The 16,234-nt window shown below is 36.4% G+C and carries 10 protein-coding genes; 5 read left to right on the top strand and 5 right to left on the bottom strand.

Going from position 1 to position 16,234, the window contains the following annotated elements; all coding sequences use genetic code 11:
* Positions 1–1,398 (top strand): T9SS type A sorting domain-containing protein (locus ACX0HA_RS17535; protein WP_458846607.1); only part of this gene is annotated, 1,398 nt, incomplete at its 5' end.
* Positions 1,399–1,622: 224 nt separating this feature from the next.
* On the opposite strand, the gene ACX0HA_RS17530 is transcribed toward ACX0HA_RS17535, so the two are convergent.
* The 5 genes from ACX0HA_RS17530 to ACX0HA_RS17510 all read right to left on the bottom strand — a co-directional run bounded on the left by ACX0HA_RS17530 (position 1,623) and on the right by ACX0HA_RS17510 (position 8,192).
* Complete coding sequence (locus ACX0HA_RS17530; RefSeq protein WP_458846606.1) at positions 1,623–1,904, bottom strand: hypothetical protein; 282 nt, start codon at positions 1,902–1,904, stop codon at positions 1,623–1,625.
* A 54-nt stretch (positions 1,905–1,958) separates the two neighbouring features.
* On the bottom strand, positions 1,959–2,732 hold the full coding sequence (locus tag ACX0HA_RS17525) for a hypothetical protein (RefSeq protein WP_458846605.1): 774 nt from the start codon (positions 2,730–2,732) through the stop codon (positions 1,959–1,961).
* 98 nt (positions 2,733–2,830) lie between these two features.
* Positions 2,831–3,712 (bottom strand): T9SS type A sorting domain-containing protein, encoded by an 882-nt coding sequence (locus ACX0HA_RS17520; protein WP_458846604.1) that lies wholly within the window; start codon positions 3,710–3,712, stop codon positions 2,831–2,833.
* 94 nt (positions 3,713–3,806) lie between these two features.
* Positions 3,807–6,980, bottom strand: a complete 3,174-nt coding sequence (locus ACX0HA_RS17515; protein ID WP_458846603.1) for a TonB-dependent receptor — start codon at positions 6,978–6,980, stop codon at positions 3,807–3,809.
* Positions 6,981–7,151: 171 nt separating this feature from the next.
* Entirely contained in the window at positions 7,152–8,192 is a 1,041-nt protein-coding gene (locus ACX0HA_RS17510; protein WP_458846602.1) for a FecR family protein, read from the bottom strand.
* A 227-nt stretch (positions 8,193–8,419) separates the two neighbouring features.
* Between ACX0HA_RS17510 and ACX0HA_RS17505 the strand changes: the two genes are divergently transcribed.
* The 4 genes from ACX0HA_RS17505 to ACX0HA_RS17490 form a co-directional block, all read left to right on the top strand.
* Positions 8,420–9,043 (top strand): RNA polymerase sigma-70 factor, encoded by a 624-nt coding sequence (locus ACX0HA_RS17505; protein WP_458846601.1) that lies wholly within the window; start codon positions 8,420–8,422, stop codon positions 9,041–9,043.
* Positions 9,044–9,277: 234 nt separating this feature from the next.
* A complete protein-coding gene (locus tag ACX0HA_RS17500) occupies positions 9,278–10,741 on the top strand; it encodes a helix-turn-helix transcriptional regulator (protein WP_458846600.1) in 1,464 nt (487 codons plus the stop codon).
* Between the two features lie 398 nt (positions 10,742–11,139).
* On the top strand, positions 11,140–13,752 hold the full coding sequence (locus ACX0HA_RS17495; RefSeq protein WP_458846599.1) for an Ig-like domain-containing protein: 2,613 nt from the start codon (positions 11,140–11,142) through the stop codon (positions 13,750–13,752).
* Positions 13,753–13,901: 149 nt separating this feature from the next.
* Positions 13,902–16,234, top strand: a 2,333-nt coding sequence (locus tag ACX0HA_RS17490) for a PKD domain-containing protein (protein WP_458846598.1), incomplete at its 3' end; no start/stop codon positions are given.

Below are 16,234 nucleotides of genomic sequence, written 5' to 3'. Positions count from 1 at the left end.
GAATATACAGTAACAGTAACCGATGAAAATGACTGCGAGGCCATACAAAGCTTTACGATAACGCAACCGGATGCAATGAGCATCACCCCAGCACAGGAGAATGTATCTTGTAATGGAGTATCGAATGGTTCGGCTACAGTAGCAGTATCGGGAGGTACAGGAGAGTATACCTACTTATGGTCACCAACAGGTGGTACAGCCGCAACAGCTTCAGGTCTTTCGGCAGGTGAATATACAGTAACAGTAACCGATGAAAATGACTGCGAGGCCATACAAAGCTTTACGATAACGCAACCGGATGCAATGAGCATCAACCCAGCACAGGAGAATGTATCTTGTAATGGAGTATCGAATGGTTCAGCTACAGTAGCAGTATCAGGAGGTACAGGTGAGTATACCTACTTATGGTCACCAACAGGAGGTACAGCCGCGACAGCTTCAGGTCTTTCGGCAGGAGAGTATACCGTAACCGTAACCGATGAAAATAACTGCGAGGCCACACAAAGCTTTATAATAACGCAACCGGATGCAATAATCATAAATTCCCAGCCCCTAAATCAAACTATTTCAACATCCGGAGATACAACATTTTCTATTGATGCTGCAAATGTAGATTCATACCAATGGCAGGTAAGTCAGGATGGAGAAAACTGGGTAGATGTAGTGGATGGAGGTACTGCACCTGCTTATTCAGGAAGGACAACACCTACACTAACCCTTGTAAATGTTCAGTTGGATTACAACAATTATATATACAGGGTTCTTCTTATAAATGGAACCAACTGTATTACTGAATCTGCAGAGGCGATTCTGTCAGTAAGCAATCTGCTTGATGCAGTTAACGATGACTTTAGTGATAATGCTCTTATTGAAGGTACCGTAGGTATTGCAGGCGATGTTACTGAAAATGACCTTTTCAATAATCAGCTGGTAGTTGATACAGATATAGTAATTTCTGTAATAGATAATGATGGAATGGCCGGTGTTACTATTGATGCAGATGGAAATATCATGGTACCTGATACTGCAACAGCCGGAACATATACAATTACATATTCAATATGTGATAATTATGATCAGACAAACTGCAGTACTGCAGAAGCAATTGTTGTGATAACCGAGCTTGTTGGAAGAGACGAATTCAATAGCTCCAAATTTACACTATATCCTAACCCAGCTTCAACAGAAGTTTTTATAAAAGTAGCAGGATATTCAGACTATGGAAGTATGTATGCTAAAGTCTATGATCTTAACGGAAGGCTGGTAAGGGAATCAGCAATGAATTCTGAACAGCAAAGGATTGAAGTTACAGGACTGGAGTCAGGAGTATATATCTTTACTATATCTACTGATAAAGGACAGGTTTCTCAACGTGTTGTGATTAATAAGAAGTTATAATCGTACAAATTAATTATAAATAAAAAGGCAATGAATAATTTATTCATTGCCTTTTTCCTTTGAATCAAGTTGGGTTTAACTGCTCCAGACATAAAAAAGGTAAAATAGTATAACAAAAAATCTAAAATTTTTACTGTGAGGTAAATAATTATAAAAAGTGTGTGGGTGTTTTAAATTGTATCATATTACAGATAATTTTATCCTTCTCCTTCAAAAGACTATAATTATCTTTTTTTATTTCTAGCTTGCGTGTTCATTTTCCTTACATACGGAAACAAGTTTCTACGCAATAAATCATGGGTCTCATTATAACTCTTAATACAGTCTTCCAGTTCATGTAATAATATGTTATAACAACCATATGTTTTTTTAAATTCGGAAATATTTGCCAGAATTTTCTCTTTGCAATCTTCAGAAACAATATCTCCAAAAGTTAATTTGAGTTCTTCAAACAGATCTATTGCCCTGAGCATATTTTGATGTCTCTTTGATTCTAATCCCTGCATTTATTATTTACTACTTTAATTGGGATCTTTAATTACTTAGCATATACAATATCATTAAAAATCAAAATAATCCACAAGATTTGCAGAACCATCCACACCTGAAAAAGCACCACTCTCGTTTGTTTTTTCATCAAGCACAATCATTCTGGACTTATTATTTTGCATAGCCATCTGCACAATTATCTTCTGTCCCGAAATGTAAGATTCTGTTGTACCGTGCTTTACCAGTTCTATAGTGAAAATCGGAGGCGGGGTAAATACAAATTCCACAAAACTGCTAAAATTATCTTTGGTTATATTTTCTGCAATACCAATGACCTGACCATTTGTTTTTTTTATAATACCATCAATCGGGCCATTATATCCGCTGGCCGAATATCTATTTAAGGTGGGGAAGATAAACTTATATCCTGTATTACTGGTTGCGCTTAAAATTCCGGGGCTAAAAGATAATACATCATCTATGTAGATACCTTCTTTTATAAAAAATGAAAGCGTATCATTTGATTTGTTTGCCGTAAAATTATAAGAACGGATTGTTTCTCCGGTAGCTTTATTTACGATATTAATATTCTCTAATCTATTGTTATAATATACAAAAGCATAATCTTTTTTTATTTTTCCCACAAAAGAATCATTACCATTAACTTCGAGCGGTTTACCGTCTGCGATTAACTGCAAAGAATCTTTTAAGGCGCTGTAGCCTCTTATTATGACCTTTCCCGCTATTTGTTCTTCATATAAAGGCTTCATGTCTTCGTTCGAGCATCCCATAAAAAATGCAGCAGTTAGTACAGCAAGAAGTAATGGCTTTACTATATTTTTCATATTCTAAATTGTAATTTTCTATTTTTCAGGTTGTGTAAAATACTGCCGGTATAAATTACACCAGCAGCATTCTTAATTAAAACAAAAACTAAACTGAACTACTTCTTAATAAATTTTAATCTTTCAACTACATTATCCCCTGACAGTTCAACGAAATACATACCGTTACTAAGCTCGCCAACAGTAATACCCGTTTCGGTATATTCAGATTCCATAACTAATGTACCGCTGATATTATATATCTTAATATTCAGGTTTTGCGAATTTAAAGCTGCATCTCCAAGCTGTAAGTTAAGAGTTTCAGTAACGGGATTCTGCTCAATTTTAGTTGCAGTTTTCTTTAAGTCATCAAGACCCGTAACGACTTCGGTAGCTGTTATTTTTACATTGTCTATTTCATGCCCCAGAAATAGACCGAATTTGTCTGTTACGATGGCAAAGTAGAACTGATCTTCACCTGCATATTCTGAGATATCTACTGTATAATCTCTAAATTGTTCATCAACACTTCCCAAAGGCTCACGGATAATATTTAATGTATCAATAACAACAAAAGATTCCTGTTCCGGAGAGGTTGAAGCGTAAACATACAATTCGCTTGATGCATCATATATCATTGTTTGTGCATTTATAACCAATTGAGTAGTACCAGTATAAAAAGAAAGATCAATAGATGGACTTTTTACCCATTCGTGGTCATAACCTACAAATCCTTCCTTACCTATAAGTTGCTCACCGGTTACCATATCAATCCCGTATACAGCCATAACATTATGTGTCCCTAAAGTGCTTATATCTATAGCGCCACTTTCGGTTTGCTGCAGGTTTCTATTAGCCTGCCATGATTGTCCATCCCCATTTATATCCACTCTTGTCCAGTCGGTTATAGTACCGTCATTAAAGTCATCTTCCCAAACTGTAAATTGGGCATTGGCAGAAAAAGATAAAGCCACAAATGCAAAAAGTAATAAATTTTTCATTTTTTTTATATTTAATAGTTTTGTTTGCTGCCTTGTTAATTAAGCTTCAGGAAAGGGCAACAATTGCTTTCCTTTGCTTTTTTATTTTTATAATTTAAAAGGAATAGTTAACAGATATACTTATGGTTCTCCCATTCCATGCTTTAAAGAATTTATTATCAATACCCTCATCATATTTGTCAGTTGCCCCGGCTCCAAGGCCAAATTGATCCCTTGGGTTTTTGCCCTGATAATCATCGAGTATTTTTGTGTAACTATTCTTATTGCTGTAGGTTTCAATAGCAGTATCAAACAGGTTTTTGACCCCACATTTCAATTCCAGGTTTTTATTTTTAAAAAACTTATAGCTAGTCTGAACATCTGTAATACCATAAGGCATTCTTATCTCTTCTGCGAGATAATCAAATCCAACCAAGAGATACTGGTCTCCTGTGGCATTATGGCGTATGCTAAAGCCAAGGCGGTCACCTATATAGTCAAGTCCTAAATTATAATTATAAGGAGATTGCCCATATAATGGACGGTTAGCTTTATAAAGCCCCCCGGTTCCATCTATATTTGTATACCCGGTTACTTTGGTATTATTAATAGCCGCATTGGCATACAGAAAGATCCTGTTCAAAGCATCTCCTTCTCCCAAAAAGGAAAGGTTCTTGTAAATTTCCATTTCAATTCCCCATAATTTAGCACTGTGTGAGTTCATGTTATATATGGTTCTTGTTCCACCGTCGCCAGCAATGTTAGCTACTGCTTCAATAGGATCTTTCATATTCTTGCTATATAAGCCTAAGGATAATATTTCTCCACGGGATGGAAACCACTCAGCCTTAAAATCGTAGTTCTCAACTACTGTAGAAACGATACCACCTGTATAATTTAGAACCTTTGCATTACGAAGAGGGTCGAAATACGGCATGTTAAGGCGTTCTGCAAACTGAGGACGTAGTATAGACTTATTATACCCAAGCCTAAGATTTGTTTTCTCGGTAGGGCTAACTGTAAGATTTACTGAAGGAAGGTATTGCCAAACTTTCTCATCTTTTTGAACTGTACCAAAATTAAGAGGATTATCAGCCTGGCTCGAAATATGTGTGTATACAAAGCTTTCTGCACGCACGCCCCATACTAACCTTACAAATCGGCTCAATTTGTTATCCAGCATTAAGAAAGGAGAATGTATCTTAACGTCACCCATATATTGTTTACCATAGTTAGTTGTTCTTTGCCAACCATAGCCTCCCCATTTATAGTGTGAACCATCTAACAATTCTGAAACGGGAATATTAATATCTCCAATCTTGTCTACCCCTTGTCCAACTATTGCTAATCCCGCTGATTCTTGTTGATTGGTTGCTTTTTTATATGTCCCAAAATATCCCGCCTTTACATAATTTTCGAATGACTCACCAAAATTGAAAGCATACTTAAAATTGATTCCTCCATTATAGTTTTTCTCATCATTCGTGAAATTGGCTCTTCTAAAGTTATCATAGTCACTATTATACAGACCCTGTGTAAGAAGTACATCGTCTCCTAGTCTTATTCTTCCTTTATTTGTAAAAGTAGCATCCTTAGTGTCTTTACTTGTAGTACTGTATGCTGCGAACCAATCAATTTCCAAATCTCCCAACTTGTGCTCACCTTCAATTTTATTTTGTATAAATTTTTGGTAAACGGGATAATTTGTTTCAGTTGTAAATGGCAGGTCGGTACCATTAAGTATTTCTGGAATACTTCCTGAATAATAGCCCCATCCAGTAATTTGAGTAAGTGTGGCATCATACATATTCATTATCATATTACGAGCAGTAAATTTATGCCTGCCCAGCTGTATCCCTGCATTGAACATACCGCCCATCGTAGAGTTAAAATTATATGAAGCACCATAGTTTTTAAACCCAAAACTTTTTAGAGTTGAATAACCTTCTCCTGTTTCTGCTTCATATACAGTATTTCGCATCAGGTTACCTCTTTCGGTATGTTCTATATCAAGCTGTTCCTGGGTATTTTTAAAAATCAATGAACCTACAAATCCCCAACGGTTGCCATCTTTAAGGTCAAATGCACGCCCAAGAGCAAACTGAAGAGAAGTCCCGGGGGCAGCATATGTTTGATATGTCGTAAAATTATCCTGGGTAAATTTTTTAGACTGCTCAAAAAAAGGTTCTGAGCCTGCTTCAGTTACTGGTACATCCAAATTTTGCAACCCTGTTGGATAATCTCTTTTACCATCATCAAATCCCCAATAGTCATTTGCTCCCTGTTGCTTGGTAAGTCGTGGTTTAAAAGCACTTCGGCTGTTGTAAGAAGTACCTACCGAGAAAGAAGTAAAATCTTCTTTTGGTATAGCTTTAGTCCTCACTTCAACATAGCCTCCTGCAAAGTTGGCATTCATATCGGGAGTGGCATTCTTGCTAACCACTACGCTTTCAACCATAGCAGTCGGAATAATATCAAAACTAAACTGTTGCTGCACTGCATCAGTACTTGGCAGGTTTATCCCATCCATCACAGCCTGGTTCCAGCGTTCTCCCATAGAGCGCACTACAACATACCTGTCATCAATTGTGGTTACTCCGGTAATACGCTTTAGTACAGCCCCTACATCTTTATCGGGTGTTCTCGATATCTGTTCAGATGATATACCATCCGAAATTTGCGCAGCATTTTTTTGCTCTAAAAGCATACCTTCGGTAGAAGCGGTTGCTACTTTATAAGTCTTGGTTATAACTACTTCATTTAGTGATTTTGCATCTTCTTTAAGCGCTATATCAAGTGGTGTAACGTCATTTTCTGTCACTTTTACTCCTGTTATAAGCTGTGTCTGGAACGATATAAAACTCGCTTCAACGGTGTAGGTTCCGGACTCAGTTTCTAAAGTATAATTACCATCTATATCAGAAATAGTTACAAGTCCTGTTTCTACAATTCTTATTGTTACTCCGGGTAAGGAAAGACCAATATTATCTACCGCCTTTCCTTTTATCTTTCCCGGCTTTTTCTTTGGAGCGGGAACGGGTTTTGCGATAATGGCATAAGAACTACCATTTTTTTTGTACGTGAATGGCGTTGAATGGAGCGAAAGATCCAAAATTTGCTCCCAGGTTTTCCCATTGCCGTTAAGCGCAGTTACCTTCACCGTTTTTATCTGACTTGAAGAGTCAAAAAGAATATTGATTTTACTTTCCTGTGCAATTTTGTTAAGCCTGCTTTCCAATGATTCTACAGGAAACTCTTTATTTACTGTTTGTGCGGTTAAACTGCTCACAAATAAGAAAGAGATTAGTAGCGTGAGCGTTTGTAAGTAACGTTTGTACATTGTAATGATTGATTAATGTTTTATGATGGTTAATAATTAAGATTTCTTTTATTTTTAGACACAGGTATCCCGTATGGCATTTCTTGTACGCCATAACCGCCTGATAAGTAAATATTTATGTTATTTAGATATGATTATTTTATCCGGAGTACTCATATCGTACTTAATGCCATAAAGAAGCTTTATACCTTCGAGAACCTCTTTTAATGAGACCCTGTTGTTAAACGAACAGCTCAATAGTTTACCATCCAGTGCATTGTGTCTTATTTCAACCTCAACACCAAAATGCTGTTTCATTCTCAGTATTAATTCTTTTGTATTAGCTTGTTTCATTACCAGCCTGTTTTCCATCCATGCTGCGGCATCCTCCCAGCTGGCTTGCTGTTCTTCAAAACTATTATCCGTTTTGTTATAGATGATCTGTCTGTCTTTTGTCAGTATCCCTAAAAGCTTTTTGTTGTTATGCACTTCTACTTTACCGCTTCTTACAGATACCGAACTTTCATCAAGCACTTTATAAGCCTTTACATTAAACGAAGTCCCTTTAACAGTTGTTTCCAGATTATGCGAGTGTACAATAAAAGGCTTCTCAGGATTTTTTGCTACTTCAAAAAATGCTTCCCCTTCTTCTAACCATACCTCTCTTTTCTCAACATCAAAAGAAGCCGTTACAATACCAACTTTAGTGTCACTGTTAAGATAGATGACCGAACCATCCGGCAGGGAAATCTGTTTCCTCTGTCTGGCACCCGACTCATAAAATTCCATTGCAACCTCTAGTTCTTGCTTTTCTTCTGTCTGTTTTGTTTCAAACAGATAAAATGCTCCTCCAAGACATATAAGAAGAATAACAGATGCTGCTATTTTTCTAAATGCAGAATAATTAAAAAGTTTGTAGACCGGTTTACTTTTGCCTGCTTCATAAACCAGGCTTCTGGCTTCTGACTCCAGTTCAAGCTTCGCCTCTATAGTCAGGGCTTTAGTCTCATGCCTCTTAATAGCTTCCCATAACGATAGGCTCACTGTATCGAGATGTTGGTCTGCCATTGGTTCATTTAATGCCTCAAGTAATTCCTCCAACTCTTTTTCATTACACTCATCGTTAATATACCGTTGAAACAAGAATGATAATCGTGTCGGTGATTGTATTTTTTCTGCCATAATTCTGCACTTAAATTGCTTTCTACACTATACACACCGCAAGGCTTCTTATCTATGACGCATTTTTTATCAATTGACGCAAACGTAATATTAACAACAGAAACGTAACATAACCTTAATCGCTGGTATATACAGTTTTAATGGGCAACAGATGAACTTTGTGCTGTAAAAAACATTCTAAATTACATCTTATAATAGCCCAACAATAATCAATCACGCATATTAAAATGAAGAACGAAATTGGAAGGGGGGAGAATTTTAATGCACTTAGCGATTCAGACCTTTTAGTACTGTTAAGACAGGATTCGGTAACAGCATTTGAAGCTTTATATGTTCGTTACAAGAACAGGTTGCAGTCTTTCTGCTTATTCATGCTAAAGTCGCCTACGGTGGCACAAGATGTAGTGCAGGAAGTTTTCATCAAGGTTTGGAGTGCACGAAGAACTCTAAATACAGATCAGTCCTTTTCTAACTATATTTATACATTAGCTAAAAACCAGTCGCTCAATGAGCTGCGGTCTGCAAAACGAAAGGAGACAATGGAAAATATCCTTATACGTCAGGAAGAAGCAAGTGAAAATGAAAATGCTGAAACAAAACTTATTGTAAAAGAATATCAGGCCCTCTTAGAAGCTGCAATTAACGAACTGTCCGAACAGAAACGAAGGATATATGTAATGAGTAGAAATGAGGGCAAGTCGCATAAGGAAATAGCAGAAATTATGCAGATATCCCCACATACTGTTCAAAGTCATATTTCGGATTCACTCCGTGTAATTTCAGACTATTTTTTCCGCCACGCAGATATTGAGTTCTACGTTGTATTTATGGTACTTTCCATGCATTCGTAAGAAAATATATATTCACATCAATCTCCTGCCTCTTTTTTAAAGAATTGTCATTATTTTACAGCAAATAAATAATTTTGTAAGAATATTCAAATAAATTTTTAAAACATACTTTTTAATAAATTCTGACGATGAAGAAGTAATTTAAGAACCTCATTACTTAAAAATCAATTTTTACTGAAATACTTTAAAATAGTATAACTTTGCCTGAAGTTAATGTTTTTTAGAACGTTTATAATGAACAGAAGAATTAAATTGATCCTATATATTTTCTCGGTTTTTAGTACTTTTTTTGTGTTTGCTCAGAATAATGGTGTTGATAAAAATATAGTTGAAACGCTTGATGAACGTGTTCTGGAAAACCGACATCTATTGCTGACAAATCCGGATGAAGCTTTTGATGATATTGATGACTTGCTGAAACAGGCAATAAAAGAAAAGAACAAAGAAGCTGAAGTTATTTTACTGTCGCGCCGATGCTGGTATTATACTAATAATGATTTAAAAAAAGCAATTGATGCCACCCGAAAATTGCAGCTTAAAGCCGAAGAATACAGGGATATACATTTCCTGGCTACGGCTCATGTGCATTTTTCTAACATTTATTTAATTAGTGGTTTGCCAAACAAAGCTTTAGACGAGTTTGGGCTGGCTATGGAATTAATTAATAAATCAAATTATAAAGCTGGCAAGCAGGATGTTTTTAACCTTAGGATAAATGCATATTCAGCAGCCGGTGGAGCTTATATAGACATGAATAAATCGCAGGAAGCGGCTAAAATGCTTCTTAAGGCAAACAGAGAGATAAAAAAACTGGAGGATTCAAAAGAAAGAAAATTTCTTCTACGTATAAATTACACAAATCTTGGTGAGGTTTATTCAAAAATTGATATTGATTCTGCGGAATATTATATCAATTATTCGATTATGCTGAGCGATAAAATAAAAACTGCGGATTTAGTACAATTCAATAATTACCTTGTTTTGGGATTTGTCAATAAAGAAAAAAAAAATTATGCCAAAGCGATATACAATTATAAGAAAGCGGAAAGCAAAATAAATGAAATCAATCCTACTTTAGAAAACATAAATACAATTTACGGCAGTCTATCCGAAATTTATAAAATGACCGATAGCCTTAAGCAGGCAAACTATTATCTTGAAAAGCTGCAAAATAGTTTATTGCAACAGGAACAGAATAAAAACAAATCGCTGCATAAAATAATAGATGACAAGCTTCTGGAGGAAAAAAATTATACTATTTACATTGGTATTGGTTCCGGAATTTTATTGCTGATAAGTCTTGGTATAATGTTGCGCTTATATATAAAGAACAAGCTGCTGGAAAAGCAGGAAAAAGCAGATGAAGCTTATTTGCAAATCAATCAATTTGCAAAACCCCAGGATATGGATGTCTACAAACGATTGGCAGAATTAGCACGAAATAATGATCAGGCATTTATAATTGCTTTTCACGACCAATTTCCGGATTTTTATGATAAGCTGTTAGAAATAAATCCTAGATTGGTAGAATCGGAAATTAAGTTTTGTGCTTTTCTTAAATTAAAATTATCAACAAAAGAAATTGCTCAAATACAAAGTATTGAACCTGCAACAGTTAAAAATAAGAAAAATAGGATACGAAAAAGATTAACCATTCCGGCAGATGTTGAACTCTATTATTTTTTTAATCAATTTTAAAAAAAACTGTTTTTCGAATAGCTTACCAATAGCCCATGTTGTCATAAAGCGTCTCCTGATAATTATGATTAACCTTATTTTAATGTGTTTTTAGTACTCAATTACATAAAAACTACAATTACAATTTCATCACACTATTTACGGCTATATTACAGCTTTAGATTACTAAAATAATGTGTAAAAATCATTTACATATGCTTAATGTTTTTATTTTTAACGCTTTACGTTTTTGTTAAGTTAATGTTGTGCATGTGTTGTACGTATTAAATTATACCCGTTATGTACCTGTTGTACCCTGTTACATTCGAAATTTTTTGTTAATACTGTTAGATTTGCTCTGTACAGTACAAATGATTTGATTTAGCAAAGAACTAACACTACACTAACTATTAACATGTATGAAAAAAATATTTACTTTATTAATATTACTTACAGCAGGATATACAAATGCACAAACGATAGTACCCGAAATTGAATGGGAGAAATCTTTAGGAAGTGAATCAAACGATGGTGCCGCAGGTGTTACAGTAACAGCAGATGGCGGCTATATTGTATTTGGAAATGTATTTGATCTTTCCGGAAATGTAACGGCTCATTATGGCACTAGTGATTACTGGATCGCAAAGTTAGACGCTGCGGGTGTTCTTGAATGGGAAAAAACTTATGGAGGAACTTCTTTTGAGGGCGCAGCTGCTTCGGGATTAAAAGTTGATACTTCTAAAATAAGACAAACTCCGGATGGAGGTTATATACTTGGAGCCAATAGTTCATCTAACGATATTGATGTATCTGATAATTTTGGAGAATCTGATGTTTGGCTGGTGAAAATAGATAATATTGGTAATATTGAATGGGAAAGAAATTATGGTAATGAACAGGAAGATGCTTTTTTTGATATCAGGGTAACAAGTGATGGAGGTTATATTATGACATCAGGCACTTCTGATATGGACACCTTTGTGTTTGGTACTAAGATTACCAAATTAGATGTTCTGGGAAATGTAGAATGGAGTAATGCATATCAAGGAACCGGACAATTTACTTTTTCGCATTTGCTTAATATTATCCAGACTTCTGATGGTGGTTATATTGCTACAGGATGGACAAATGCTGAAAGTTCTGCAACTATTCCCGGGCATGAAATTCTCCCTGGTTTTTTTGACCCCAACGGCCGCCTTTGGGTACTTAAAATTAATGCTACGGGGGTCTTTGAGTGGGCTAAAACCTATGGAGGGAGTAATTTGGAAGAAGGTTATTCTATTGTAGAAACAGCTGACGGCAACTTTGTAGTAGGAGGAATGACTTACTCAGGAGACGGGGATGCTGTAGGTCATCCTGATCCTGATAATGCTCCATCACAATGGGTATTGAAATTAGATAATACAGGAGATATAATATGGCAGAAAACCTATGGAAACAGAGGGAGTGTTAATGATGTTAAGATTATGCCCGACGGTAACTATGTAGTTGGAGGGAGCTATATTATCAACATAAAATCAACCAATGGAGAGGTAATAAATGGTCGTGGAGGGACGGATGAATTCCTGATGAAATTGAATCAGCAAACAGGAGATATTATCTGGACAAAAACTATGGGAGGCAGCCTTAATGATAATTTATGGGGATTTGCCCTTGCTCCAGATGGCGGTTTTATAACAATAGGAAGTAGCTGGTCTGTAGATGGTGATATAAGTGCCAATATTGGCGGTTTCGATTATTGGGTAGTAAAATTGGGGCCTGACTGTGTAGTTCCTGTTCTTACTGCTCAAACAGCTTATACTGTTTGTTCGGATACCGAATTTACTTTAACGGCTGCTTCAGACGGAAATACTATTAATTGGTATTCGTCAAAAACAGCTACAGATATATTGTTTACAGGACCGGACTTCGTTATTCCTGCTTTAACAGAGGGAGTATCGTATTGGGTAGGCGCTATTTCTCCTACAGGTTGTAACTCTCAAAGAACAGAGGTTGTAATTACAGTAAATACCCGTCCTGATCTGACGGTTGAAAATAATGCAGTTTCTATTTGTGAGACTACTGAAGTAACGCTTACAGCAAGTTCATCGGCCGGAAATTCGATTCTTTGGTATGATAGTGCAGAAGCTACAGACTCGATCGCCTCCGGAGAGAATTTTACTACTCCGATACTTACAGCTACTACTTCTTATTGGGTACAGTCGAATAACCTGTTAACGAATTGTGTTTCAGATAGAATAGAAATTACAGTTACAGTTACACCTTTACCTGTAGTAACGACAAATACTACCATTAGTATTTGTGAAGGTACACAAGCAGTACTGAAAGCCGATACGCAGCAGGGTACTCTCATTGCTTGGTATGATAGCGAAGACGCTATAGAATCGATCGCTTCAGGTTCAGAATTTACTACACCTGTACTTACAGAAGAAACTTCATATTGGGTACAGGTGTCTAATCCTCAAACGAATTGTGTTTCCAACAGAGCAGAGATCACTATAAAAGTTAATCCGGTTTCGTTAGCGGTTGTTGAATTTAGTTATGTTGACCCTGTATGTATATTGGCTGATAATCCAGTTCCTGTAGTTGCTGATAATTTTACCTGGGGAGGAACCTTTAGTTCTACTTCAGGTGTTACTATCAATGCTGAAACAGGAGAAATAAATGTAAAGGCGAGTCAACCTGGACTGTACGTTGTTCGTTACACGGTGGAGGAAGATTTGGATTCGTGTTTGGCTTTTGCACAATTTGAGACAGAGGTAATTATCGATATTTGTCAGATCCAAAGGGGAATTTCTCCTAATGGTGACAATATGAACGATTGGTTTGATTTAACTGGACTGGACGTTCACCACCTGATTATATATAACCGTTATGGAAAAGATGTTTACTCCCGTTCAGGATATGTAAAAGAATGGGGTGGCCAGGACAAGGACGGTAAAGAATTACCCGATGGCACCTATTTCTACGCTATTGAAAAGACAGATGGCACTATGCATACGGGCTGGATTTATATAAACAGAAACCATTAATAATACGTTTTATACTATTAAAGCTAGTTTACCGGTTGATGATTCAGCCGGTAAATTTTATTATAGAAAAGTTACATCGCTTTATTCGAAGCAACCAAAATGAAGTATTTAATTCTGATGGAGTACATTTTTAAATGCCAGACAAATAAATGAAAAAAGTATTTTACATAGTATTGTTTATCTTTTCTATTTTGAGTTCACAAGCTCAAATGCAAACGGCTCATTGGTATTTTGGTGCCAATGCAGGTGTTGATTTTTCATCCGGTTTACCAATAGCGGTTACCGATGGCATGCTAAATACAAAAGAAGGTACTTCAAGTATATCAGACGAATTTGGGAATTTGTTGTTTTATACAGATGGGGTTACTGTATACACCCAAAGTCATTCCATTATGCCTAATGGAGGTGGATTAAGTGGCAGTGGTTCCAGTTCACAATCTGCTCTTATTGTTCCTGGGCCCGGGGCTTCTGATTTGTTTTATATTTTTACTACAGATGCTGTTGAAATCAGTCCAAAATATGGTTTTAGCTATACTGTGGTTGATATGGCTCTGGGTACAGAAGGTGAGGTAGTATCCGGGCAAAAAAATATTCCAATTTCTTTGGGAGGGGAGAATAATGTTTCTGAAAAGATTGCAGCAACCGTAAAAGGCGATTGTTCAGGCTATTGGATTATTACATATTATAAAAAGAAATTTTATGTGTTTTCGCTTACCGAGGAGGGCATCGATATTGCAAACCCTGTAATATCAGGATCAATTCCATTTACAGGTAGTGATGATACGGTAGGAGGTATTAAAGTGTCGCCCGACGGAAGTAAACTTGCGGCATGTTTCACAGATTATAATGGAAGTTTATTATTATATAATTTTAATAATGTTAACGGGACTATATCTAATGGACAAACTCTTTTTGAGTCAGAACCTTTCAATGATAGATCTTATTATAGTGTTGAATTTTCCCCAAACAGCAAGGTATTATATGCTACATATAGCGGCCTGGCACGTTATGATCTTACAGCGGCATCAATACCGGATTCAGAGGTTGTTTTTTATAATACTCCAAATGGAACAAGTGGGGCATTACAAATTGGATTAGATGGAAAAATTTATTATGCGCGCCTAAATAACCAGTACTATCTTGCGGCAATCAATGATCCAAATAATTTTGCGGCTCCCGATCTTGATTTATTTAGTGTTTTCTTGGGAGGAAAACTTCATGCTCTGGGATTAACCGGTTTTCCTCAGCCCTTTTATAATGCTAATATTTTTATAAACGGTAAGCAGGATATACAAACATTTTGTGCCGAAGAGCCTATTGATTTTAGCTACTGCTTTAGTGGTGGTGTACTACCTGATTGGACTGTCCATTGGAATTTTGGAGATGGAAATACTTCTACTGAAGAAAGCCCGGTACATAGTTATAGCGAATCGGGTTCTTATACAATAACTCTCGAAATTACAATAGGACAAAATGTTATTAAAGTAACTAACAGCGTTACAATTGTAACAAAACCAAAGGCTAATAAACCGTTAAACCTTGTAGTATGTGACATACTTCCTAACAATGGTTTTTCAGAATTTTTGCTTTCAGGGCAAACGGCAGCGATATTGGATACCCAGCCAACTACGGATTATACGGTAATGTATTATGCCAGTGAAGATGATGCTAAAGCAAAAGAGAATCCATTGCCATTGACCTATACCAACACGACTACACCTCAGACAATCTATGCGCGTATATCAAATGTTGTAACTGGTTGTTATGATATTACTTCGTTTACCATCACGGTAAATCCAATGCCGGAAGTTATTGATCCGGATGATCAGCAGGCCTGTGAAGAAACGCCCGATACAGGTATTGCACAATTTGACCTTACCCAGTCAATTCCACAAATCACGGGAGGCAATGTGGATATAAGTGTGAAATTTTATAAAACACAGGAAGACCGACTCAATGATATAGCCATAACCGCCCCAACAGCATATAGTAATACTACACCCTACGGCGAGACTGTATATTTTCAGGCTTTAAATTCTGCTGTCCAAGATTGCAAATCCAACGGCAGCCTTAATCTTATAGTAAATAGTCTACCAAAACTTAATACAAACATCCCGGCCTACAAAGAATGTGATAACAATAATCCCGGAGATGGTTATGAAGTATTTGATTTAACGAGTATGTATCCGGCGATAACTCCTGACCCAGGACTTACCCTGATTTATGAATATGAAACGTCAGGTGTAAGGATAAGTATAAATGATCCGTCATCTTTTACCAATACAGAAACAGGGCAGCAAACCATATATGTTTCCGCTACAACTTCAGGATGTAAGAAAGAAGCAAATTTTATGATTGAAGTAAACCCACTACCTGTATTGAGCAGTGTAGCTACGGACTATATCATCAATGAGTGTGAGGAAGTCCCTGATTATGCGTATTTCCACCTTGATGAGATCGCCCTTTCGATCACCGATGGCGC

This window comes from Flavobacterium hauense, assembly GCF_054457175.1.
This window is presented reverse-complemented; position numbering and strand designations above follow the sequence as displayed.

Excerpts from the sequence above, each read along its gene's own strand:
- ACX0HA_RS17505 (WP_458846601.1), top strand. The coding sequence starts at position 8,420 with ATGAAGAACGAAATTGGAAGGGGGGAGAATTTTAATGCACTTAGCGAT.
- ACX0HA_RS17510 (WP_458846602.1), bottom strand. The coding sequence starts at position 8,192 with ATGGCAGAAAAAATACAATCACCGACACGATTATCATTCTTGTTTCAA.
- ACX0HA_RS17500 (WP_458846600.1), top strand. The coding sequence starts at position 9,278 with ATGAACAGAAGAATTAAATTGATCCTATATATTTTCTCGGTTTTTAGT.
- ACX0HA_RS17525 (WP_458846605.1), bottom strand. The coding sequence starts at position 2,732 with ATGAAAAATATAGTAAAGCCATTACTTCTTGCTGTACTAACTGCTGCA.
- ACX0HA_RS17495 (WP_458846599.1), top strand. The coding sequence starts at position 11,140 with ATGAAAAAAATATTTACTTTATTAATATTACTTACAGCAGGATATACA.
- ACX0HA_RS17530 (WP_458846606.1), bottom strand. The coding sequence starts at position 1,904 with ATGCAGGGATTAGAATCAAAGAGACATCAAAATATGCTCAGGGCAATA.
- ACX0HA_RS17520 (WP_458846604.1), bottom strand. The coding sequence starts at position 3,712 with ATGAAAAATTTATTACTTTTTGCATTTGTGGCTTTATCTTTTTCTGCC.